General features: G+C 59.4%; 17 protein-coding genes. 10 read left to right on the forward strand and 7 right to left on the reverse strand.

Annotated elements, in window-relative coordinates; genetic code table 11:
• Nucleotides 1-23 precede the first annotated feature (23 nt).
• Nucleotides 24-1,460, reverse strand: coding sequence for an MFS transporter (locus HWQ15_RS14000; RefSeq protein ID WP_063146562.1), 1,437 nt, complete (start codon nucleotides 1,458-1,460; stop codon nucleotides 24-26).
• Nucleotides 1,461-1,567: 107 nt separating this feature from the next.
• On the opposite strand from HWQ15_RS14000, the gene HWQ15_RS14005 reads away from it, so the two are divergent.
• Entirely contained in the window at nucleotides 1,568-2,437 is an 870-nt protein-coding gene (locus HWQ15_RS14005) for a helix-turn-helix transcriptional regulator (RefSeq protein ID WP_022647328.1), read from the forward strand.
• Between the two features lie 153 nt (nucleotides 2,438-2,590).
• Entirely contained in the window at nucleotides 2,591-3,193 is a 603-nt protein-coding gene (locus tag HWQ15_RS14010) for a hypothetical protein (protein ID WP_023299508.1), read from the forward strand.
• Between the two features lie 27 nt (nucleotides 3,194-3,220).
• Here the strand turns inward: HWQ15_RS14010 and nfsB are convergent, their stop codons facing one another.
• The 3 genes from nfsB to HWQ15_RS14025 form a co-directional block, all read right to left on the reverse strand.
• The gene (gene nfsB / locus HWQ15_RS14015; RefSeq protein ID WP_003858884.1) at nucleotides 3,221-3,874 is read right to left on the reverse strand and encodes an oxygen-insensitive NAD(P)H nitroreductase; all 654 of its coding nucleotides are present in this window, start codon (nucleotides 3,872-3,874) and stop codon (nucleotides 3,221-3,223) included.
• 120 nt (nucleotides 3,875-3,994) lie between these two features.
• The gene (locus HWQ15_RS14020; protein ID WP_022647330.1) at nucleotides 3,995-4,363 is read right to left on the reverse strand and encodes an MmcQ/YjbR family DNA-binding protein; all 369 of its coding nucleotides are present in this window, start codon (nucleotides 4,361-4,363) and stop codon (nucleotides 3,995-3,997) included.
• Nucleotides 4,353-4,943 (reverse strand): TetR/AcrR family transcriptional regulator, encoded by a 591-nt coding sequence (locus HWQ15_RS14025; RefSeq protein WP_176587396.1) that lies wholly within the window; start codon nucleotides 4,941-4,943, stop codon nucleotides 4,353-4,355. Before HWQ15_RS14025 ends, HWQ15_RS14020 begins: the two co-directional genes overlap by 11 nt.
• Nucleotides 4,944-5,135: 192 nt before the next feature.
• Here HWQ15_RS14025 and HWQ15_RS14030 point away from each other — a divergent pair, with 192 nt between their 5' ends.
• Together HWQ15_RS14030 and HWQ15_RS14035 are read left to right on the forward strand one after the other, a co-directional pair.
• Complete coding sequence (locus tag HWQ15_RS14030) at nucleotides 5,136-6,239, forward strand: RomA family MBL fold metallo-hydrolase (RefSeq protein WP_022647332.1); 1,104 nt, start codon at nucleotides 5,136-5,138, stop codon at nucleotides 6,237-6,239.
• Between the two features lie 32 nt (nucleotides 6,240-6,271).
• Nucleotides 6,272-6,613 (forward strand): RamA family antibiotic efflux transcriptional regulator, encoded by a 342-nt coding sequence (locus HWQ15_RS14035; protein ID WP_017694370.1) that lies wholly within the window; start codon nucleotides 6,272-6,274, stop codon nucleotides 6,611-6,613.
• Nucleotides 6,614-6,719: 106 nt separating this feature from the next.
• On the opposite strand, the gene HWQ15_RS14040 is transcribed toward HWQ15_RS14035, so the two are convergent.
• The gene (locus tag HWQ15_RS14040; protein ID WP_063149187.1) at nucleotides 6,720-8,864 is read right to left on the reverse strand and encodes a TonB-dependent siderophore receptor; all 2,145 of its coding nucleotides are present in this window, start codon (nucleotides 8,862-8,864) and stop codon (nucleotides 6,720-6,722) included.
• Nucleotides 8,865-8,987: 123 nt separating this feature from the next.
• Between HWQ15_RS14040 and HWQ15_RS14045 the strand changes: the two genes are divergently transcribed.
• Entirely contained in the window at nucleotides 8,988-10,556 is a 1,569-nt protein-coding gene (locus HWQ15_RS14045) for an alpha/beta hydrolase-fold protein (RefSeq protein WP_063149188.1), read from the forward strand.
• On the opposite strand, the gene HWQ15_RS14050 is transcribed toward HWQ15_RS14045, so the two are convergent.
• Nucleotides 10,542-10,790 carry a DUF1158 domain-containing protein gene (locus tag HWQ15_RS14050; protein WP_003858875.1) on the reverse strand — a complete coding sequence of 83 codons (249 nt, stop codon included), beginning with the start codon at nucleotides 10,788-10,790 and terminating at the stop codon, nucleotides 10,542-10,544. The genes HWQ15_RS14045 and HWQ15_RS14050 overlap by 15 nt on opposite strands.
• A gap of 488 nt (nucleotides 10,791-11,278) precedes the next feature.
• On the opposite strand from HWQ15_RS14050, the gene HWQ15_RS14055 reads away from it, so the two are divergent.
• The 3 genes from HWQ15_RS14055 to HWQ15_RS14065 all read left to right on the forward strand — a co-directional run bounded on the left by HWQ15_RS14055 (nucleotide 11,279) and on the right by HWQ15_RS14065 (nucleotide 18,328).
• Nucleotides 11,279-13,987, forward strand: coding sequence for a cation-transporting P-type ATPase (locus tag HWQ15_RS14055; RefSeq protein WP_063216041.1), 2,709 nt, complete (start codon nucleotides 11,279-11,281; stop codon nucleotides 13,985-13,987).
• Between the two features lie 111 nt (nucleotides 13,988-14,098).
• A complete protein-coding gene (locus HWQ15_RS14060) occupies nucleotides 14,099-15,163 on the forward strand; it encodes an efflux RND transporter periplasmic adaptor subunit (RefSeq protein ID WP_063149190.1) in 1,065 nt (354 codons plus the stop codon).
• Nucleotides 15,164-15,172: 9 nt separating this feature from the next.
• Nucleotides 15,173-18,328, forward strand: coding sequence for an efflux RND transporter permease subunit (locus tag HWQ15_RS14065; RefSeq protein ID WP_063216039.1), 3,156 nt, complete (start codon nucleotides 15,173-15,175; stop codon nucleotides 18,326-18,328).
• Here HWQ15_RS14065 and HWQ15_RS14070 read toward each other — a convergent pair.
• Entirely contained in the window at nucleotides 18,258-19,379 is a 1,122-nt protein-coding gene (locus tag HWQ15_RS14070) for a YbdK family carboxylate-amine ligase (RefSeq protein WP_063149192.1), read from the reverse strand. The two genes, HWQ15_RS14065 and HWQ15_RS14070, sit on opposite strands and share 71 nt — an antisense overlap.
• 104 nt (nucleotides 19,380-19,483) lie before the next feature.
• Here HWQ15_RS14070 and HWQ15_RS14075 point away from each other — a divergent pair, with 104 nt between their 5' ends.
• Nucleotides 19,484-20,374, forward strand: a complete 891-nt coding sequence (locus tag HWQ15_RS14075) for an oxidoreductase (protein ID WP_063149193.1) — start codon at nucleotides 19,484-19,486, stop codon at nucleotides 20,372-20,374.
• A gap of 117 nt (nucleotides 20,375-20,491) precedes the next feature.
• A complete protein-coding gene (locus HWQ15_RS14080) occupies nucleotides 20,492-20,929 on the forward strand; it encodes a DcrB-related protein (protein WP_063149194.1) in 438 nt (145 codons plus the stop codon).
• Nucleotides 20,930-20,931 lie beyond the last annotated feature (2 nt).

Here is a 20,931-nt window from a genome sequence, read left to right on the forward strand (position 1 = left end):
CTATTATGCAAATTCAGGCAGTTTTATTTTGTCGCCGGACAGGCCTTGACGACCGGTAAACACAGACGATGGCGCATACGCAGCGTGGCCAGCGCCAGCACTACCATCATGGCCGTTTCCACCATCAGGAAGACGTTGACTGCCTGGGTGTAATCTCCGTGATGATTTTGCAGCCCGTGCAGCAAAATCGCGCCGAAAATGGCCGGGCCAAGCCCCAGCGCAGCCTGTTGCAGCGTACTTAAAATCGCGCTCGCGGCTCCTGCGTCGTCAGGCTGGATATCGCGCATCCCGATACGGTAGAAGCTGTTTACAATCAGCGCCTGACCGTAACCCACCAGCCCGGTGGCCGGGGCCAACGTCAGCGCGGTATTCTGCATTCCCCAGTGACGGAACGTGGCGATCAGCGCCACCAGGCCGACAAGCTGAATCGCAAGCCCGGTCAGCAGGATGGCGCTGGTGCTGTAGCGGGCAATCAGGCGTGGGGCGAACCAGGCGGAAATAAAATAGGTGACGCCGAGCGCGATAAAGCTGTTCCCGGACTGCCACGGCGCCATCCCCAGACCGCTTTGCATGGTCAGCGCCATACAGAACATAAACCCGGACCAGACGCTGAAAAAGAGTATCCCGATCAGCACGCCAAAACGGATGCTGCGCAGCTGCAACAGGCGCGGCGCGATGAGCGGGTGGGCATTCTCACGTTCTTTCTTACGCGCGTTTAACACCATCAAATAGACCAGCGGCACAATCGCCAGCAGCGCGGCCTTCAGCGGCCACGACCAGTGCCACTGCGGGCCGAGCGCCATCGGAAACAGCAGACAGCACAGTATCGCCGTCAGCAGGATAGTCCCGGTCCAGTCAATGCGCGACGGCGTGTCGCGGCGGGTTTCCGGTACGTAGCGACGGCTCAACGCCAGCACCACCAGACAAATCGGCACGTTGATAAAGAAGGCGTTACGCCAGCCAAGCCCGGCGATGTCCGCCGACACCAGCCAGCCGCCACCCATCTGGCCGACGATAAACGCAATACCGCCGATACCGCCGAACAGACTGATCGCTTTGGCGTGTGCCGTTCCTTTTAACGTCACGTGCAACGTCGCGAGAATTTGCGGCATGATCAGCGCGGCGCCCGCGCCCTGAATAATGCGCGCGGCAAGCAACTGTTCGATATTGCCCGCCATGCCGCACAGCAGCGAGGCCAGGCCAAAACTCGCCACGCCCCACATAAACAAGCGACGGCGGCCAAGGTTATCGCCCAGCTTGCTGCCGGGGGCCAGGCAGACGGCAAAGGCCACGCCGTAGAGGGCGACGATCAGCTCCAGTTCGGTGGCGGTGGCGTGTAACGAATGGGTGATGGAATCCAGCGCCACGTTGGTGATCGAGGTATCAATCAGCGGCAGCATCTGGCCGGTTAACAGCAATATCAGGCCCGCACGACCCGGTGAAACAACTGACGTATTCATGGTGACTCCATTGCGTCAAACAGCGTAGAGTCGTAGCATCAACCATCTGATAAACGGGTACCAGTTCTTACTTATACTGGTACTGGCACTACCATGCAGGAGATGTTATGGCGCTGATGTCTGAACCTGTCACCTCTCTCCAGGATGACACCCGCAAGCAGCTGGGCGCGTTTTTGCGTGCCCGGCGCGAAAGCCTCGATCCGCAGCGGCTCGGCTTACCGCGCAGCGGCCGTCGCCGCACGCCGGGCCTGCGCCGGGAGGAGGTAGCGATGCTCGCGGATGTCGGTGTGACCTGGTACACCTGGCTGGAACAGGGCCGGGACGTCAATCCGTCCAGCGCGGTGATGGCCGCCATTGCAAAAGCGCTGCAATGCACCCCGACCGAAGCCCGGCATCTTTTTGTGCTTGCCGGTTTGCCGCCGGGCGAAGCCCCGCAGGCGGTGTGCTGTGAGGGGATCAGCGAAGGCACGCGTCGCCTGCTGGATACCCTGATGCCGAAGCCTGCCAGTATTCAGAAACCGAATTTCGATATCGTGGCGTGGAACGACAGCTTCGGACACCTGATGGGCGTCGATTTCAACGCTATCCCGCCGGAAGATCGCAACTGTATTTACCTGTTCCTCACCCATCCGGCGTGGCGCGCGCGGCTCGGCAAACGTGACGACGTGCTGCCGATTTTCGTCTCCTACTTCCGCGCGGCAATGGCCGAGCACCGTGGCGACCCGCTCTGGGAAGCGAAGCTGGCGCGTTTTTTTGCGGTGTCTGAGGAGTTCAAAACCCTGTGGCACCAGCGTAACGACGTGCGCGGCGTGGAGAACCAGCTCAAGCTGTTCACCCATCCCGAGCTGGGGGATTTTCATCTCCAGCAGATGTACTGGTACTCTGCGCCGCGAAACGGATCGCGGCTGCTGGTCTATTTACCGGTGGACGAGGCGGGGGAGAGGGCGATGGCGTGGCTGGAGGCGCAGGGGAAATAAGTTTTTTGCGAGGGGCTTTCAGGGAATAAGAGCTGGCTCTGCTAAGCGGATGAGACAGGTATAAGGTGGCGTTTAACTTAAACCAACCGACTGAATCGACATCATTTCGATGAGGGATTAAGTCGACTATACTCACGCCATGAGAAACAACAAATGTCGCCACTGATGATTGATTCCGCAGACTTCAGCCAAAAACTCGGCCTTATCTCCCGAAACGTCGAACACACCGAAGCGTTCCTGGCACGAGGTACGGCGGATTTTCATCTGCCGGGGTTTCTGCTGCCTGTGGGATACCGGCTCCTGAAATCGCGTTATGGTGATGAATATCGTCTCGTGACCACCGATGACGGCAAACCTTATACGGCGTATGCCGTAAAGCTTAAATTTCATAAAGAAATTACCTTTCCCCACGGTGCCGCCACGCAGGTGATGGTGTGGCGTACGCCACGTGCCGTTCATCAACGCGTGATAAGCGGGTTGCCACAACTCTTTTTTCAGTGGGTGCTAAGCGAATACGACATCGTTGTCTCTGACAGCGAACAAACGGGAGACGGGCAACGGTTCTGGCTGCGCATGATCGACTGGGCGTTTACCATGAACTATCGCATTAGTGTGGCGGACGGTACGGTGGGAGAAGAGTGGACGTTAACGCCCGTAAATTCCTACGCTGAGCTGGAAGAGCGCTGGATTGCTTTTGCCTGGGGAAACGATCGTGAGGTCCATCCGCATCGCAGGCTTGTCATCAGTAAAGCGTAACGGGCCGCATGCAGCGGCCCATTTTCATTAGCATTCAGTCACAATCGTGCTCAGCGGCAGGCGAGACTTCGGCAGCGTGGCATTGAAATCCTCAACGCTGTGATGCCCAACCGGCACCACCACCAGGCTGGTGAAGCCTTTCTCTTTCAGGCCGAACTCTTCGTCGAGGATTGCGGCATCGAAGCCTTCAATCGGCACTGCGTCCAGGCCCATCGCGGCCACGCCCAGCAGGAAGTTGCCGACGTTCAGGTAAACCTGCTTCGCCATCCACTGGTCGTCATCTTTCAGATCCACGCGGTGCATGTCGGCAAAATAGCACCGGCCTTTGTGGTTCGCGGCTTTTGCTTCTGGCGTGGCGAAACGGCCGTCAGCCTCTTCCTGATCGACGACGCGCTCAAGCCAGGCATCGTCCATCGCGGTTTTCGCACAGAACACCACCACGTGAGAGGCATCCAGCATTTTGCGTTCGTTAAACACATAGGTGCCCGCCGCGGATTTTGCCACGCGCGCTTTACCCTCTTCAGTACTGGCAACAATAAAGTGCCACGGCTGGGAGTTGGTGCTGGACGGGCTGTATTGCAGCAGCGTTTTGATTTTTTCCGCTTCTTCTGCGGTCAGTTTTTTGGCTGGGTCGAACGCCTTGGTAGAGTGGCGTTTCAGGGCGACAGAAATAATATCCATAACAACTCCTGGTGATGAAATTCGCCCGCAGGCGGGCGTGAAAGGAAAGCAGATTACCGCGCGAAGCGGGAAAAGATAAGTGCGATTCGAGCGCTTATTCTGTTCGTCTCAGACGAACAATCAGGCTGGCCGAATCCACTTCTGATCTTTTTTCGGCAGTTTATCAACGACCAGATTCCACGAATCCGTAATCAGGTCGGTGACCAGTTCAGGCGTGATGTCGTCCGTGCCATAAAGGGAGATCCAGTGTTTTTTATTCAGATGGTAGCCAGGCTCCACGCCACGGTAGATCTGCTGATTGAGCAGCGATTTTTCCGGATCGGATTTCAGGCTGACGTGGGCCCGACCGTGAGCGGTCGCCATCAGCATAAAAATTTTCCCGCCCACCTTAAACACGTCATACTCCGGGCCAAACGGCCAGCAATGTTCGGTAAAAGGCATTTCCAGCGCGACGCGTCTGGCATGTTCCTGCAAGGCTTTACTGTCCATGGCTCTCTTCCTCAGCAAGCCCGCGCCACATGGCTTCAAAGCCCAGCGCTTTAAAATCGACGGCACGGGACGGATCGCGCGCGGCAAACTCCATGGTGGTTTCAGCCAGCGATAAGAATATTGCATCACCGAAGGTCTTAAACTCGTCAGACATAAACACCGGGCGCATCGAGCGGTGACACAGTTCGTGTATTTCCGGGAACATGTCTTTCACCGCCTGCTCGGTTTCAATGTTCAGCTTTTCACTGACGCCAATCTGGCGGATAGCCGCATGCGCCAGGGGGTTACGAATGCCCCAGTCCACATAGCTATTCCAGATATTACGGGTATGCTCTTTTGGCTGGGTGATGGTGCGATCGAGGTTTGCCAGCATGGTCTGGCAAAGATCCTGCTTCAGATGCAGATAGAGGGCATTCAGCAGATCGTCTTTGGTAGCAAAGTAGCGAAACAGTGTCCCTTCAGCGACGCCCGCATTACGGGCAATTAACGCCGTTGAGGCGGCAATACCTGACTGCGCAAACGCAGCCGTTGCTGCTTCCAGTAAGGCCTGTTTTTTATCTTCACTCTTCGGACGTGCCACTAAATTTTTCCTCCCGTCAATTGTAAAAACCCTGATTGAAACACGTGCTTTGCCACGCTGCAACGCGGAATGTCAAAGATCGAAAACCTTCTTGACGGCGTAATCATCCTATCTATAATGAGTGCTTACTCACTCATAATCAAGTTCAACCCGCGCAAACTATCGGACAGGGCGCGTTGGCGGGTCAGGATAATGAAAAAGCCTCTATTCATCTGCGTGGTGTTAGTCATGATTATTGCTTCAGCTGCCAGTTTACCGTTTGTACTGAATGCCGGATTTGGCCAGCCACCGCAGGGTGCGCAGCTCTCTGAAGTGGAGGCCTCTCCGCACTATCGCGACGGGCAATTCCATAACACGCTCCCTACGCCGGGCTTTACCGGGCAACAAAATATGCTGGTGGCGTGGTGGCAGTTTCTTACCCGTAAAACCGAAAACGCCCGTCCTGCGCAGCCGCTGCCGCTGGTGAAAACCGATCTGGCGAGCCTGTCGCCTGAACAGGACACGCTGGTGTGGCTCGGCCACTCCTCCTGGTATATGCAGCTGGCGGGGCAACGAATCCTGATCGATCCGGTTCTGAGTAACTACGCCGCACCGTTCTCCTTCCTCAATAAAGCCTTTGCGGGGGAGTACCCGTGGCGTGCGGAGAGCATGCCGGAGATCGACCTGCTGATTATCTCCCACGATCACTATGATCATCTGGATTACGCCACCATCAAGGCGCTGCTGCCGAAGGTTAAGCGCGTGGTCACCCCGCTGGGCGTGGGTTCGCATCTGCGCTACTGGGGGATGAACCCTGAGATTATCGACGAGCGGGACTGGAACCAGTCGGTACGTATCAGCGATGCGCTGACGGTTCACGTGTTGCCGGCGCGCCATTTTTCCGGGCGCGGCATTAAGCGTAACCAGACCCTGTGGGGCAGCTTTATGTTTGTCTCTCCGGAGCAGAAGGTCTACTACAGCGGAGACTCCGGTTATGGCCCGCACTTCAAAGCGATTGGCGAGCAGTTTGGCGGAGTTGACTTAGCCATTATGGAAAACGGCCAGTACGACCAGGACTGGAAGTACATCCATATGCATCCGGCGGAAACGGCGCAGGCCTCGGCAGATCTCAATGCCAGAGCGGTCGTACCGGGACATAACGGGCGTTTTGTGCTGGCGAAACATACCTGGAACGATCCACTGATCCAGCTGGCGAAAGCCAGCAAGGATAAAAACTACCGGCTGCTGACACCGGAGCTGGGCGAGCCCGTGCGGGTGAGTGATACCACGCAACAATTTCGCGAGTGGTGGGAATAATGTTTAAGCGAGAAGCAGAGGGGGAGAGCAGTATGACGATTTCCGCTCAGGTCATTGATACGATTGTCGAATGGATTGATGACAACCTACACCAGCCGTTACGCATCGAAGAGATTGCCCGCCATGCGGGTTACTCAAAATGGCATTTACAGCGGCTGTTTATGCAGTACAAAGGCGAAAGTCTGGGGCGCTACATCCGCGAACGCAAGCTGCTGATGGCGGCGCGCGATCTGCGTGAGTCAGACGAGCGCGTGTACGATATCTGCCTGCGCTACGGGTTTGACTCGCAGCAGACGTTTACCCGCATCTTTACCCGCACCTTCAACCAGCCGCCCGGGGCGTACCGCAAAGAGAACCATAGCCAGACACATTAACATGTCGCGTGTAGGCCGGGTAAGGCGTAGCCGCCACCCGGCTTTTTTGTGGGCTCGGTGCCCGTAATTGCCCGGTGGCGCTGCGCTTACCGGGCCTACAAATCCCTTACCACCGATAATTCACCGTCGCCGTCACCGTCCGGCCAATCCCGTAGAAGCACGCCGTATCGCTTGCGCATGACGCCACATACTTCGTGTCCGCCACGTTATTGACGTTGAACTGCACGCTTGCCCCTTTCAGGCTGCGGTTCATCTCGCCCAGATCGTAGCGCAGCATCGCGTCATACAGATCCACCGATGGCACCTTAAAGGTGTTCTTCGCATCGCCGTAGCTGGTGCCGATGTAGCGCATCCCCACGCCAGCGGTCAGGCTCTTCAGCACGCCGCCCGGAACGGTATAGCTGGCGAACGCCGATGCCATATGCGCTGGAATGCGCGCAGGCGTTTTGCCTTCTGTTCCCGCCACCGTGGTGCTTTCGGTTTTTGCATCGGTATAAGTGTAGGAGCCAATCAGGTTGATGTTATCCATCAGCGTGGCGTGGATTTCCGCTTCAGCGCCTTTCGAACGCACCTTGCCCGCATTTTCGAACCAGCCTTCAGCGCTGTTATAGGTCGCTACGTTGTCCTGAGTTAAATCGTACAGCGCGAGAGTCATCAGCGTGGTGTCGACCGGCTGATATTTCAGGCCAATCTCGGTCTGCTCCCCGGTAGTTGGCCTGAATGGCGCGACGCCCGGCGCACGGTTGGTTTGCAGGTTCGGCTCAAACGACGTGCTGTAGCTGATGTACGGCGAGAGACCAAAATCGAACGCGTACAGCAGGCCAGTGCGCCAGGTAAATTTGCTGTCGTTCTGCTGCGTAAAGCTATTATCGGTGAAGTCGTTGGTACGCACTTCGCTCCAGTCGTAGCGCCCGGAAACCAGCCACTCCCAGTTGTTCCAGCTCATCTGATCCTGAAGATACAGCCCCATCTGGTCGAGATTTTGCTGCTCGTCGGAGGCCGTTTTGAAGGTGCTTTCATCCACGTTCACGCCGTAAACCGGGGTTGTCCAGTCGAGGTCATACTGTGAGCCGCTCCCGCGCGCCAGCAGCTGTTTATCCTTGCTTGTCTTGTAATCAAACCCGCCGAGCAGGGTATGGCTGACGCTCCCGGTCTCCAGCAGATATTCCAGCTGGTTATCGAGGCCAAATTCATTGGTCGTGCGCTCTTCACGCTGGGCGCGACGGGTCAACACCGTGCTGTTGGCCGCGCTGTTGGCGTAAACCAGATAACGGTATTTCTGCTTGATGGTGGCGTAACGGGCGTTCTGGCGGAAGGTGAGGTTGTCGGCGAACTGGTGTTCCAGCTCGTAGCCAATCATCGTCTGCTCGCGCCAGGACTGATTGTAATTCGGATCGCTGACGTTAAAGTCGCGCGGGATGTACTTCCCGTCGACGCTTTTCACCGTGCCATACGCGGGCAGGAAGTTGCGGTATCCGGCATCCGGATCTTTCTGGTAGCTGGTCAGCAGCGTAAAGCGGGTCTGATCGTTCGGATACCAGGTGATCGCCGGGGCGATCGCCATCCGCGTCTCTTTATAATCGTCCACCTGATTATGCTGCGTACGGGCGATACCGTTCACGCGATACAGTACGCGGCCGTCGTCGCTCAGCCTGCCGCCGAAATCAAACGCACCTTCGGCGAGATCGTTATTGCCGGTGCGGAACTGCACGTTGTGAATGGCCTCCGCCGTCGGGCGCTTGCTGGTCATGCTGATTAACCCGCCAGGATTCACCTGACCAAACAGGACCGACGCCGGGCCGCGCACCAGCTCCACGCGCTCCAGCAGCCACGGGTCAACTGTGCCCGTCTGTGATGAGGCCGTTGCGCCAAAGCTTAAGCCGTCGAGGAATTTTGGCACGTAGCTAAAGCCGCGCACAAACACCTCGTCGTTACGGTTAGACGAGCCCCGGTATTCGGTAAACACGCCCGCCGAGTAGCGCAGCGCCTGCGAAACGGATGTGACGTCCTGCATGTTCATTTGATCGCGGGTGATCACCGATACCGACTGCGGCGTCTTCACAATCTCCGCGCTGGTCTTGGTGGCGGAGAGCGTTTTCGTCGCCACAATGCCTTTTACGGGCGCAGTGGGCTCTTCACTCACGCCCTGCGTCACCGTAATCGTTTCTTCTTTCATTTCTGCATGAGCCGCGACGCTGGTCGTCGCCAGACTCATCAGCCAGAGATACATTATCTTATTATTTTTAAACATTTTTATTGAACGTCCTTGGTTGCTATCGCCATAAAAACACCGGTAAATCGCCGTTGATGATATTGCAAATTATTACCATTTGCATTAGCGTTATTAGCAAATTTCGTTGGGGAACAAGCGGTAATGAAGAGGGTATGGAGTGGGTTGCTGTTGGGGATCGGCGCGCTGCCCGCCGTGGCGGCAACGTGCGAGCAGTCGTCCCGGCAGGGCGATGTTCAGGGAAAGTTTGATGCCAGCGGCGAAGTCTGCTTCTCCCTGCCTGAACTGGGTGAAAATTACGTTTCCGCCACGCTGAATGGCGTGACGGATGCGCGCCTGCTGGATGGGCAAAACCGCCGCATTCGCACGCTGATCGAAAATGGTCCTGCGGACGGGGAACACACGCTGCTGTTTGCCCTGCCGGTGAAACAGAACACCTCGCTGGTGCTACACGGCGAAGCCGGTAAGCCGTGGCGTTTTCAGTGGCGGATGAAAGAGACCTCTCCGTTACCACGCGTGCAGATGCTGGCGCCAGAAAGCCCGACGCTAAAGGCGCTGGCAAACGTCATTTCTGCCGGTGGAAGTACCGAGGCGTTCTGGCAGGCGCAGCGTCGACAGGGAACGCCAATGGTGGAACCGGTAGATGCGAACCATAAGCGCGTGACCTTTCTGTGGCGCGGCGCGCGGGATAACGTCTTCATTCTCGGCTCTCCGGCGGGGGATCACGATCCGCTGTTCCGCCTGGGCAACAGCGACGTCTGGTTCCGCAGCTACGTGGTCCCCGCTGATACGGTGATGCAATATAAGCTCGCCCCCGATGTGCCGATCGTTGAAGGCTCTGCCCGCGATCAACGCCGCGCCATCCTGGTGAGCGCACAGGCCGATCCGCTTAACCCGAACACCTTTGGGGAGCAGAAGGCGGATCGATGGAACCGTTACTCGCTGCTCGATCTCAGCCCGGCGCGCTACTGCTCCGTTCAGGCCACGGCAAAGCCGCTGGTGCACGGGACGTTGAGCCGTCAGAGTTTTTCCAGCCACATCCTCGGCAACGCCCGCGACGTGATGATCTACAAACCGCGCGGCGCACAGCCCGCACGCTGGACGTTAATTCTGTTCGACGGGCAGATTTATCAGGACGAATACCATTTTGCCAACGTGCTGGACGGTCTGATTGCCCGGCATCACCTGCCACCGATTAACGTGGTGTTTATCGACAGCCTCGATCACGCCCGTCGCGGCAACGAGCTGCCGCCGAACCCGGAATTTGCTGACTTTATGGCGCACGAGCTGCTGCCGTGGCTGCGCGGGCTGGGCATCGCGATGCAGCGGCAGAAAACGGTGCTGGCGGGGTCGAGCTACGGGGGAATTGCCTCGTCATGGGTGGCGCTGCGCTATCCGCGCCTGTTTGGCAACGTGCTGAGCCTTTCCGGCTCCTACTGGTGGGCGCCGAAAGGTGACGCCCCCGGCTGGCTGACGCGTCAGTACCAGCAGTCGCCGCCGTATCCGGTGCGCTTCTGGTTACAGGCCGGAAAGTTTGAAACCACGGGGCCGGGCGGCGGCATTTATCGCACCACGCAGGATTTTGAACAGGTGCTGAAGGAAAAAGGCTATCGCGTCAGCTTCCACCCCTCATCCAGCGGCCACGACTACGCGGCCTGGTGTGAAGCGCTGATCCACGGGATGCGCGATCTTACTGGCTTACGACGCCAGTGAAAACCAGCGGCGCCAGATGAAACGCAGGATAAAGAATTCGATGGCGCCGAGCACCAAAAACCATAGACAGAACAGAATGGTGTACAGCTGATTCAGATCGACCATATGAAAGGTCTGAACCAGTTTCTGCGCCAGCACCAGACCCAGCGACGGCGCAGGTAACAGCAGACAGGAGAGCAGGGCCATCAGCAAAATGCCCCCTGCGGTGAGCAGCGATTCTAACGGGTGTTTCATCGTAATGTTAATCGTGAGTTAAAAATGTCATTGTCCGGCATCCTGAAACGTAAAGCAATATCATCCCCACTGGCAAAATTGAGTGAAAGGCCACCGTTATTCTGCGAGTTAATAACGGAAAATAGATAATATTTCCGGGGCGATTAAATTAATATCGCGTAATGTAAATAAACGTCTTTTTCACGAAAATAATTTTACAAAGCTATAGGTGCTATATCCAATTAACGTCGCAATAACAATGGCTGCGACAATGTATAACGCCAGGCGCCGCCCGCGATAAATACCAAACATGCTTCCTCCTCGTTTAGTGTTGGTTTAGAAATATTTTGTAAAAATCAACGCGTCGAAATAATTTTAATCAGTTTTGAATAACCGGGTAGTCAATATATTGCGGTAGATCAATTTAACCCGCAAGACTTAAAAATGAATTATTTAAAGCCAGAAAGGAATTCCGGCTTCCGTCCACCGGATATTGAAGGAAAAATACCATGACCAAAAAAAATTTCTCGCAGAATATGCCACCCGCAGGCGGGCAGGCGTACCAGCAGACCGTAGAGCAGGTGCTTGCTCAGGCGCAGAGCCAGGCGAATGGCCTGGGCCGCACCGAGGCGCAGGCGCGTTTGCAGAAGCATGGCCCGAACGCGCTGCCGGAGAAAAAAGGCAAGCCGGGCTGGCTGCGTTTTCTCGCGCATTTTAACGATGTCCTGATTTACGTCCTGCTGGCGGCCGCCGTATTAACGGCTGTAATGGGACACTGGGTTGATACGCTGGTTATCCTGGGTGTGGCGGTAATCAATGCCTTAATTGGCCACATTCAGGAAAGTAACGCAGAAAAATCCCTGAAGAGTATTCGCAATATGCTCTCCAGCGAGGCGCGCGTAATTCGTAATGGTAACCATGAAACCATCCCGACGACGGAAGTCGTCCCAGGCGATATTATTGTGTTGCGCGCAGGAGATCGTATTCCGGCGGATATGCGCTTAATCGAAGCGCATAATTTACGCGTGGAAGAGGCAATTCTGACCGGCGAATCCGCCGTGGTGGATAAACACATTAATCCGCTGAGCGGTGAACTGCCGCTGGGCGACCGCACCAATATGGTCTTCTCCGGGACGACCGTAAGCGCGGGCGGTGGCGTTGGCCTGGTCACCGCGACCGGTAAGGATACGGAGCTCGGCCACATCAACCAGATGATGGCGGGCATTGAAAAGCACCGCACCCCGCTGCTGGTGCAGATGGACAAGCTGGGCAAAGCGATTTTCGCCATCATTCTGGCGATGATGGCCGCGCTGTTTGTCTTCAGCCTGGTGTTCCGCGAGATCCCGATGGGCGAGCTGCTGCTCTCCCTGATTAGCCTGGCGGTAGCCTCCGTACCGGAAGGTCTGCCGGCGATTATCTCCATCATCCTCTCTCTGGGCGTACAGGCGATGGCGCGTAAGCGGGCGATTATCCGCAAGCTGCCGACGGTTGAAACCCTGGGCGCGATGACCGTGGTCTGCTCGGATAAAACCGGCACCCTGACCATGAACGAGATGACGGTGAAAGCCATCATTACCGCCGATACGTGCTATCGCGTGGACGGCAACAGCTACGAGCCGGTGGGCAACCTCTACCTCGAAGGCAGCGACGAGCCGGTGCAGATCCAGCCGGGCACCGTGCTGGAGCAGTACCTGCGCACCATCGACCTGTGTAACGACAGCCAGCTGATTCAGGACGAGCGCGGCCTGTGGGGCATCACCGGCGGCCCGACCGAGGGCGCGCTGAAGGTGCTGGCGGCAAAAGCCCACCTCGCACCGGTCGAGACCACCCTGGTCAACAAGATCCCGTTCGACTCGCAGTACAAGTACATGAGCACCCACTACCAGATTGGCGGTGAGGAGCAGATATTGATCACCGGCGCGCCGGACGTGATTTTCGCCCTGTGTGAGCAGCAGCAGACCCGCAACGGTGCGCAAGCCTTTGACCGCGCGTACTGGGAAACGGAGATGGAGCGCTATGCGCGTCAGGGGCTGCGCATGGTCGCCGCGGCGTTCAGGCCAGCGAACGGTGAGCAGGCACTGACTCACGACGACCTGAGCCACGGCCTGATCTTCCTCGGCATTGCCGGGATGATGGATCCGCCGCGTCCGGAAGCGATTGAGGCAATTAACGCCTGCCAGCAGGCGGGGATCCGCGTGAAGATGATCACCGGGGATCACCCGCAGACGGCGATGAGCATAGGCCAGATGCTGGGGATAACCAACAGCGAGCAGGCGGTCACCGGCTATGAGCTGGAGAAGATGGACGACGCCGAGCTGGCCGAAGCGGCGGTGAAGTATGACATCTTCGCCCGTACCAGCCCGGAGCATAAGCTGCGCCTGGTGAAAGCGTTACAGGACAAAGGCGAAATCGTCGGCATGACCGGTGACGGCGTGAACGATGCGCCAGCGCTGCGTCAGGCGGATGTGGGTATTGCGATGGGCATCAAAGGCACGGAAGTCACCAAAGAGGCGGCGGACATGGTCCTGACGGACGATAACTTCGCCACCATCGCCAGCGCGGTGAAAGAGGGGCGTCGCGTTTACGACAACCTGAAGAAGACCATTCTGTTCATCATGCCGACCAACCTGGCGCAGGGGCTACTGATTGTGATTGCGCTGCTGGCGGGGAACATCATTCCGCTGACGCCGGTACTGATCCTGTGGATGAACATGGCGACCTCCGCCACGCTCTCCTTCGGCCTGGCCTTCGAGGCCGCCGAGCGCAACATCATGCGCCGCCCGCCGCGCCAGACCGGGCAGCACGTGATGGACGCCTACGCCGTATGGCGCGTGGCTTTCGTCGGCACCATGATTGCCATCGCCGCCTTTGCGCTGGAAGCCTGGCTGGCCCCGCGCGGGCACAGCGCGGAGTTCATCCGCACCGTGCTGCTCCAGATGCTGGTCTGCGCCCAGTGGGTGTACATGATTAACTGCCGCAACACCGAAGGGTTCTCCCTGAACCGCGGCCTGCTGGCGAACAAAGGGATCTGGCTGGTAACGGGCGTACTGTTCCTGCTCCAGGCGGCGATCATCTACCTGCCGTTTATGCAGATGCTGTTCGGCACCGAAGCACTGCCGCTGCGCTACTGGTTCGTGACGCTGGCGGTGGCGGGGGTGATGTTCTTCGTCGTCGAAATCGAGAAGCGACTGACCCGCAGGTTCCGTAAGGCTGCATAACTAAAACCTTACCCCTCACCCTGCCCTCTCCCCAAAGGGGAGAGGGTGTTCAAGTTCCCTCTCCCCTTTGGGGAGAGGGTTAGGGTGAGGGGTAAATACTGAGGTATTCCCATGAAATTCCCACTTCTGTTCGCGCTCCTCGCCGCTACCCTGCCGCCCGCATTCGCCGCAGTCATTCCCGTGCGTGTCGCCACCGTGGAGCAGACCGCCCACGCCGCCGAACGTCAGATCCCGGGTCGCATCGAAGCGATTCACACCGTTGAACTGCGCGCGCGTACGGAAGGCGTCATCACCAGAATCCACTTTCGCGACGGCCAGTACGTGAAAAAAGGTGACGTGTTGTTCGAGCTGGACGACGCCGAGCCGCGCGCCGCCCTGCGCCTGGCGCAGGCCGAGGTGAAAAGCGCCGAAGCCACGCTGCGTCAGGCGCAACAGCAGCTGTCCCGCTTCGAAAGCCTGGGCAGCAGCAACGCCATCAGCCGCCACGACGTGGATAACGCCCGCATGCAGCGCGACGTAGCGAGCGCCGCGCTGGAGCAGGCGAAAGCCCGGCTCGAGACCCGCAGCGTCACCCTCAACTACACGCGCATTACCTCACCGATTGACGGGCGCGTGGGGCACAGCAACTTTCACGTCGGCAGCCTGGTGAATCCTGCCAGCGGCGTGCTGGTGGAGGTGGTGCAGCTCGATCCGATCCGCATTGCCTTTGCGCTGGAAGAGGGCGCGTTTGCCACTAAAGCCGGACAGCATGCGGATATCAGCGCCATGAAGCAGGCCTGGCAGGCGCTGATTGACAGCAACGGCCAGCGCATCAGCGGGGAACTCACCTCCGTGGACAACCGCATTGACCCGCGCACCGCCAGCGTGATGCTGCGCGCCGAGTTCGCCAACCCGCGCCATCAGCTGCTGCCCGGCGGCAACGTGAACGTCTACCTGGGTCCGGTAAGCGAGCAGCCTGTCCTGACCCTGCCCGCCGCTGCCGTACAGCAGAATGGCGACGGGTTCTTCGCCTGGGTGGTTAACGCCGAGGATAAAGCCGAAATGCGTCCGCTTAAGGTCGCCGGGCAGATGGGCCAGCAGTTCCGGATTGCCTCCGGCGTGAAGCCCGGTGAGCGAGCGATTACTGACGGTGCGCAGCGCGTGCAGCCAGGCGTTGCCGTCCAGATACTGAATTAAGGAGCCATCATGCTGACGTTTTTCATCAAACGCCCGCGCTTTGCGATGGTGATTGCGCTGGTCATCACCCTGCTGGGGGCCATCGCGCTGAGGATTATTCCGGTGGAGCAGTACCCGCAGATCACACCGCCGGTCGTGAATGTGTCAGCGTCATGGCCGGGCGCCAGCTCGGCTGACGTGGCGGAGGCCATCGCCACGCCGCTGGAGACGCAGCTGAACGGGGTGGATCATATGCTCTATATGGAGTCCACCAGTTCGGACGAAGGCACGTACAGCCTGAACATCACCTTTGCGGCGGGCACCGATCCGGATCTCGCCGCCATCGACGTGCAGAACCGCGTGGCGCAGGCCGTGGCGCAGCTGCCGACCGAGGCGCAGCAAAACGGCGTGCAGGTGCGCAAGCGCGCCACCAACCTGATGATGGGGGTAAGCCTTTACTCACCAAATAACACCCACACGCCGCTGTTCGTCAGCAACTACGCCAGCACCCAGGTGCGCGAGGCGCTGTCGCGTCTGCCGGGCGTCGGGCAGGTACAGATGTTTGGCGCGCGCGACTACAGCATGCGCATCTGGCTGCGTCCGGACCGCATGAATGCCCTGAACGTGATCAGCGATGACGTGGCGCAGGCGTTGCGCGAGCAGAACGTGCAGGGGGCGGCAGGCCAGGTCGGCACGCCGCCGGTGTTTAACGGCCAGCAGCAGACGCTAACCATCAACGGGCTAGGGCGCTTAAACCAGGCCGACGACTTTGCCAACATCATTATCCGCACCGGGGAGATGGGCCAGCTGGTGCGCCTGAAGGACGTCGCCACCATTGAGCTTGGCTCGCGCAGCTACAGCTCGGGCGCGCAGCTAAACGGGCATGACTCCGCCTACCTTGGCATCTACCCGACGCCGTCCGCTAACGCCCTGCGCGTTGCCGATGCGGTGCGCGCGGAGCTGGAACGGTTATCCACGCGCTTCCCGGACGATCTGGTCTATGAAGTCAAATTCGACACCACCTCGTTTGTGGCCGCTACCATCAAAGAGATTGGCGTCTCGCTGGCGCTGACGATGCTGGCGGTGGTGGTCGTGGTGTCCCTGTTCCTGCAAAGCTGGCGCGCGACGCTGATTGTCGCCCTTGCCATTCCGGTGTCGCTGGTGGGCACCTTTGCGGTGCTCTACGCGCTCGGCTACTCCGCGAACACGCTCAGTCTGTTCGCCATCATTCTGGCGCTGACCATGGTGGTGGATGACGCCATCGTGGTAGTGGAGAGTGTCGAAACGCTGATGGCGGAAGGGCAGAGCCGCACGGCGGCGACCGCGCTGGCGCTGCGTCAGATTGCCGGGCCGGTGATTGCCACCACGCTGGTGCTGCTGGCGGTGTTTGTACCGGTGGCGCTCCTGCCGGGGATCGTGGGCGAGCTGTACCGCCAGTTCGCGGTGACGCTCTCGACCGCCGTCACGCTCTCAAGCCTCGTGGCGCTGACCCTGACGCCCGCGCTCTGCGCGATGCTGCTGCGCCCGCGTCCGGCACAGCCCGCCGCCGTTTTCCGTGGGTTCAACCGCGGGCTGGACGCCACGCGCACGCTTTACACCCGGATCGTGAGCGTGTTCAACCTCCGTCCGTGGCTGGCGCTGCTGGCCACCGCAGGCGCGGCGGCGGTGGTGGTATTCAGCTTTATGTCGATGCCAAAGGGCTTCCTGCCTCAGGAGGATCAGGGCTACTTCTTCGCCAGCGTCCAGCTGCCGGAGGCAGCCTCGCTGGAGCGCACCGAAGCGGTGATGACCACCGCGCGCGAGCTGATCGCTAAAAACCCGGCGGTGGAAGACGTGATTCAGGTCTCCGGGTTTAACATCCTCAACGGCACCAGCGCATCGAACGGCGGGTTTATCTCCATCATGCTCAAAGACTGGAGCGAGCGTCCGCCGCTGGATGAGGTGATGGGCACCCTTCAGCGCCAGCTGCTGGCCCTGCCGGAAGCCACCATCATGACCTTTGCACCGCCGACGCTGCCGGGGCTGGGCAACGCCTCCGGCTTCGATCTGCGCATTCAGGCACAGGCGGGGCAGAGCCCGGCGGAGCTGGAGCGCGTAACTCGCGAGGTGCTGGCGAAAGCCAACCAGCACCCGCAGCTGAGCCGCGTGTTCACCACCTGGAGCAGCAACGTGCCGCAGATGACGCTCACCGTTGACCGTGAGCGCGCGGCCCGCCTCGACGTGCCGGTGTCGCGCATCTTCAGCAGCCTGCAAACCGCCTTTGGCGGCACGCGCGCCGGGGATTTCAGCGTCAACAACCGCGTCTACCACGTGGTGATGCAGAACGAGATGCAGTGGCGCGAGCGCGCAGAGCAAATCAGCGAGCTGTTCGTGCGCAGCAACAGCGGCGAGCGGGTGCGTCTGAGCAACCTCGTCACCATCACGCCGACCGTCGGCGCGCCATTTATTCAGCAGTACAACCAGTTCCCGTCGGTATCGGTGAGCGGCTCGGCAGCGGAAGGGGTGAGCAGCAGCACCGCAATGGCGGCGATGGGCGAGATTCTGGCGGAAAACCTGCCAGCCGGGTACGACTACGCCTGGAGCGGCATGTCGTATCAGGAGCAGCAGACCGGGAATCAGGCGATATGGATTGTGCTGGCGGCGGTGGTGATGGCGTGGCTGTTCCTCGTCGCCCAGTATGAGAGCTGGACGCTGCCGGCGAGCGTGATGCTCTCGGTGCTGTTCGCCATCGGCGGAGCGCTGGTCTGGCTGTGGCTGGCAGGCTATGCCAACGACGTGTACGTGCAGATTGGTCTGGTGCTATTGATAGCCCTCGCCGCCAAGAACGCGATCCTGATCGTGGAGTTTGCCCGCGCCCGGCGTATGGACGGAATGGCGATTGTCGATGCCGCGCGGGAAGGGGCATCGCGCCGCTTCCGCGCGGTAATGATGACCGCCGTGTCGTTCATCATAGGCGTCCTGCCGATGATGCTGGCGACCGGGGCGGGTGCCCAGAGCCGCCGTATCATTGGCACCACGGTGTTCAGCGGCATGCTGGTAGCCACCGTGGTGGGGATAGTGTTCATCCCGGCGCTGTTCGTGCTGTTCCAGCGCCTTCGCGAATGGGGGCACGGCCTTACGGACTCGTCGCCCACAGCTCACAGTGCTTCTGCACCAGAGAAATCAGCGAGCCGCCATCGGCGATAAAGTCCCGCATGCGCTGCGCCTCGCTCTTGCCCTGCTTTAACAGCAGGGCAATTTCCTTGATGGCGCTCGTCGCGCCGAGTTTCTCGGCCGACGGTGCAACCTGCTCCAGCAGCCAGGCGATATCCTCCGCCACGGTTTTGTGCTCGCCGGTATGCACGTCCGTCAGAATGCCTTCCAGCCCGTAGCGACAGGCCTGAAAACGGTTAAAGCGGTACAGCAGAAAATCCCGTTCCTGATGCTTATAGGGCCGCGCAGTCAGCAGCCAGTGCGACGTCGCCTGAATAAGCCCGGCGATGTTAATGGCGTGACCGAGCGTCAGCGGCGTATCCATCACCCGCACCTCCACGGTGCCAAAGTGCGGGCTGGGGCGGATGTCCCAGTGCAGATCCTTAATGCTGTCGATCATGCTGGTGGAACTCAGGCGGCGGAACAGCCCCTCGAACTCCTGCCAGCTGTTGACCCACGGCATCTGGCCGTTATCCGGGAACCCGGAAAATATGTTGAGCCGCGACGAGGAAAACTTGGTGTCCGTGCCCTGCATATAAGGCGACGACGCGGCGAGGGCGATAAAGTGCGGCACGAAGCGCGACAGGCCGTGCAGCAGGTAAATCGCGTCGTCCCCGTTTCGGCATCCCACGTGCACGTGCTGGCCGAACACCGTCGCCTGCAAAATCAGATAGCCAAAGCGCTCCAGCGTGACGTTATAGCGCTCGTCGTCACACACCTCCTGCCGCTGCCATTTCTGGAACGGGTGCGTGCCGCCGCCGCAGATCTGGATGTGCTGCTCCGACGCCGCCCGCAGGATGCTCTGCTGCATCACGGAGAGCTGCGCCGCCGCCTGGTCGATGGTCTGGCAGACACCGGTGGCGATTTCGAGCATGCTTTCGGTGATGTCGTGTTTGACTTCGCCCCCTATGATGTCGTCTTTGACGGCGGCGATGAGGGCAGAGGAGTCCTGGCTCAGATCGTAACCCGGCGGGTTAACCACCTGGAGTTCGAGCTCAATGCCGAGGGTATAAGGTTCAGAGGACTTGAAATCGGGTAAGGGCATGGCGCACTCCGTTGTCTGTTATGTGTTGAGTATAGACAATGGGCGTGGCGCGCTCTTTTCAGGGTGGTATAACTGATAGCAGGCTTAGCAAAAGGGAGTGACCCATGTCTGACTATCCAACCATTGCGCTGATTGGTCCCGGTGCGATTGGCACCACCATTGCCGCGGTGCTGCATGACGCGGGCCGTACGCCGCTGCTGTGCGGTCGCACCGCGCATCCGGTATTACGCCTGCGTCACGATGAGGATGAAACTGTGGTGCCCGGTCCGGTACTCACCGATCCCACCGTCATTATGCGCCCCGTAGACCTCGTTTTTGTGGCGGTAAAAACGACGCAAAATGCCGACAGCGCCGGGTGGCTGCGCGCCCTGTGCGATGAAAACACCGTGGTCTGCGCGCTGCAAAACGGCGTGGAGCAGAAAGCCCAGCTTGCGCCTTTGGTCAACGGCGCAACGGTGCTGCCGTCGGTGGTCTGGTTCCCGGCGCAGCGCGAGCCGGACGCCTCCGTCTGGCTGCGGGCAAAACCGCGTCTGACGCTACCGGATGTGCCGCAGGCGCAGCGGGTGGTCGAGGCGCTTCGCGGGACGCGCTGTGATGTTGAGCTCTCGACAGATTTCGCCACCGTCGCCTGGCGCAAGCTGCTGCAAAACGCGGTCGCCGGGCTGATGGTGCTGGCCAACCGCCGCGCCGGGATGTTCAGACGCGAGGATATCAGCGAACTGGCGCTGGCCTATCTGCACGAGGGACTTGCCGTCGCCCGCGCCGAAGGGGCGAAGCTGGACGATGCGGTGGCCCAGGAGATTCTGGCGAACTTCCAGCGCGCGCCCGAGGATTTAGGCACGTCGATCCTTGCCGACCGTCAGGCCGATCGTCCGATGGAGTGGGATATCCGCAACGGGGTGATCCAGCGCTATGGCCGCAGGCATGGTATTGCGGTGCCCATTAGCGACGTGGTGGTGCCGCTGCTGGCGGCGGGGGGCGAGGGGCCGGGCTAACGGCCGCTGTTTTTCCGTTCGGCGAGCGTGACGGTGGAGCAATAATCTGGGGATAGTCAGCCTTAAACACATATGCGAAACTTACCGCTTCTGAAAAAATGTGGTGGGACCCGCTCAATGTCAGAACCATCTTCGCAGTGCCTGTTTAATGAAGGAATGATTGCTTTTCCTGAGGGCTATCAGGACCGTACCGTCAATGTCTTCGCGCCGCCTGCAGCGGATGCGCCCGCGTTCAATATTTCCCGCGATGCCCTCAACGCCGGCGAAGCGCTTGCCGCGTATATCGATCGCCAGCTCGCCCTGATGGCAAAGCACATCAAGGGCTGGAAGCAGGGTGAGCGCAGCACCGCTACGCTGGGCGACAGCCTTTTACAGGGTGAAACCGTCCATGCCAGCTACCTGCGCGACGGGAAACGCATCTGGCAGCAGCAGGCCGTGTTTAACGTCGACGGCGATAAAATCCTGGTGTTCACTATGACCTGCACCCGCGCGCTGGGCGATGCCGACGGCGCGCTGTTTGGCGATCTTCTCAGGAGCTTCCGCTTCCACCATTAACT

The organism is Enterobacter sp. DSM 30060 (assembly GCF_013375955.1).
In the GTDB taxonomy this organism is placed as follows: Bacteria; Pseudomonadota; Gammaproteobacteria; order Enterobacterales; family Enterobacteriaceae; genus Enterobacter; species Enterobacter intestinihominis.

What these genes read in the sequence shown, in the direction of transcription:
- HWQ15_RS14055 (WP_063216041.1), top strand. Translation starts at nt 11,279, where the DNA reads ATGACCAAAAAAAATTTCTCGCAGAATATGCCACCCGCAGGCGGGCAG.
- HWQ15_RS14080 (WP_063149194.1), top strand. Translation starts at nt 20,492, where the DNA reads ATGTCAGAACCATCTTCGCAGTGCCTGTTTAATGAAGGAATGATTGCT.
- HWQ15_RS14035 (WP_017694370.1), top strand. Translation starts at nt 6,272, where the DNA reads ATGACGATTTCCGCTCAGGTCATTGATACGATTGTCGAATGGATTGAT.
- HWQ15_RS14060 (WP_063149190.1), top strand. Translation starts at nt 14,099, where the DNA reads ATGAAATTCCCACTTCTGTTCGCGCTCCTCGCCGCTACCCTGCCGCCC.
- HWQ15_RS14065 (WP_063216039.1), top strand. Translation starts at nt 15,173, where the DNA reads ATGCTGACGTTTTTCATCAAACGCCCGCGCTTTGCGATGGTGATTGCG.
- HWQ15_RS14010 (WP_023299508.1), top strand. Translation starts at nt 2,591, where the DNA reads ATGTCGCCACTGATGATTGATTCCGCAGACTTCAGCCAAAAACTCGGC.
- HWQ15_RS14000 (WP_063146562.1), bottom strand. Translation starts at nt 1,460, where the DNA reads ATGAATACGTCAGTTGTTTCACCGGGTCGTGCGGGCCTGATATTGCTG.
- HWQ15_RS14020 (WP_022647330.1), bottom strand. Translation starts at nt 4,363, where the DNA reads ATGGACAGTAAAGCCTTGCAGGAACATGCCAGACGCGTCGCGCTGGAA.
- HWQ15_RS14005 (WP_022647328.1), top strand. Translation starts at nt 1,568, where the DNA reads ATGGCGCTGATGTCTGAACCTGTCACCTCTCTCCAGGATGACACCCGC.
- nfsB (WP_003858884.1), bottom strand. Translation starts at nt 3,874, where the DNA reads ATGGATATTATTTCTGTCGCCCTGAAACGCCACTCTACCAAGGCGTTC.
- HWQ15_RS14050 (WP_003858875.1), bottom strand. Translation starts at nt 10,790, where the DNA reads ATGAAACACCCGTTAGAATCGCTGCTCACCGCAGGGGGCATTTTGCTG.
- HWQ15_RS14075 (WP_063149193.1), top strand. Translation starts at nt 19,484, where the DNA reads ATGTCTGACTATCCAACCATTGCGCTGATTGGTCCCGGTGCGATTGGC.
- HWQ15_RS14070 (WP_063149192.1), bottom strand. Translation starts at nt 19,379, where the DNA reads ATGCCCTTACCCGATTTCAAGTCCTCTGAACCTTATACCCTCGGCATT.
- HWQ15_RS14045 (WP_063149188.1), top strand. Translation starts at nt 8,988, where the DNA reads ATGAAGAGGGTATGGAGTGGGTTGCTGTTGGGGATCGGCGCGCTGCCC.
- HWQ15_RS14040 (WP_063149187.1), bottom strand. Translation starts at nt 8,864, where the DNA reads ATGTTTAAAAATAATAAGATAATGTATCTCTGGCTGATGAGTCTGGCG.
- HWQ15_RS14030 (WP_022647332.1), top strand. Translation starts at nt 5,136, where the DNA reads ATGAAAAAGCCTCTATTCATCTGCGTGGTGTTAGTCATGATTATTGCT.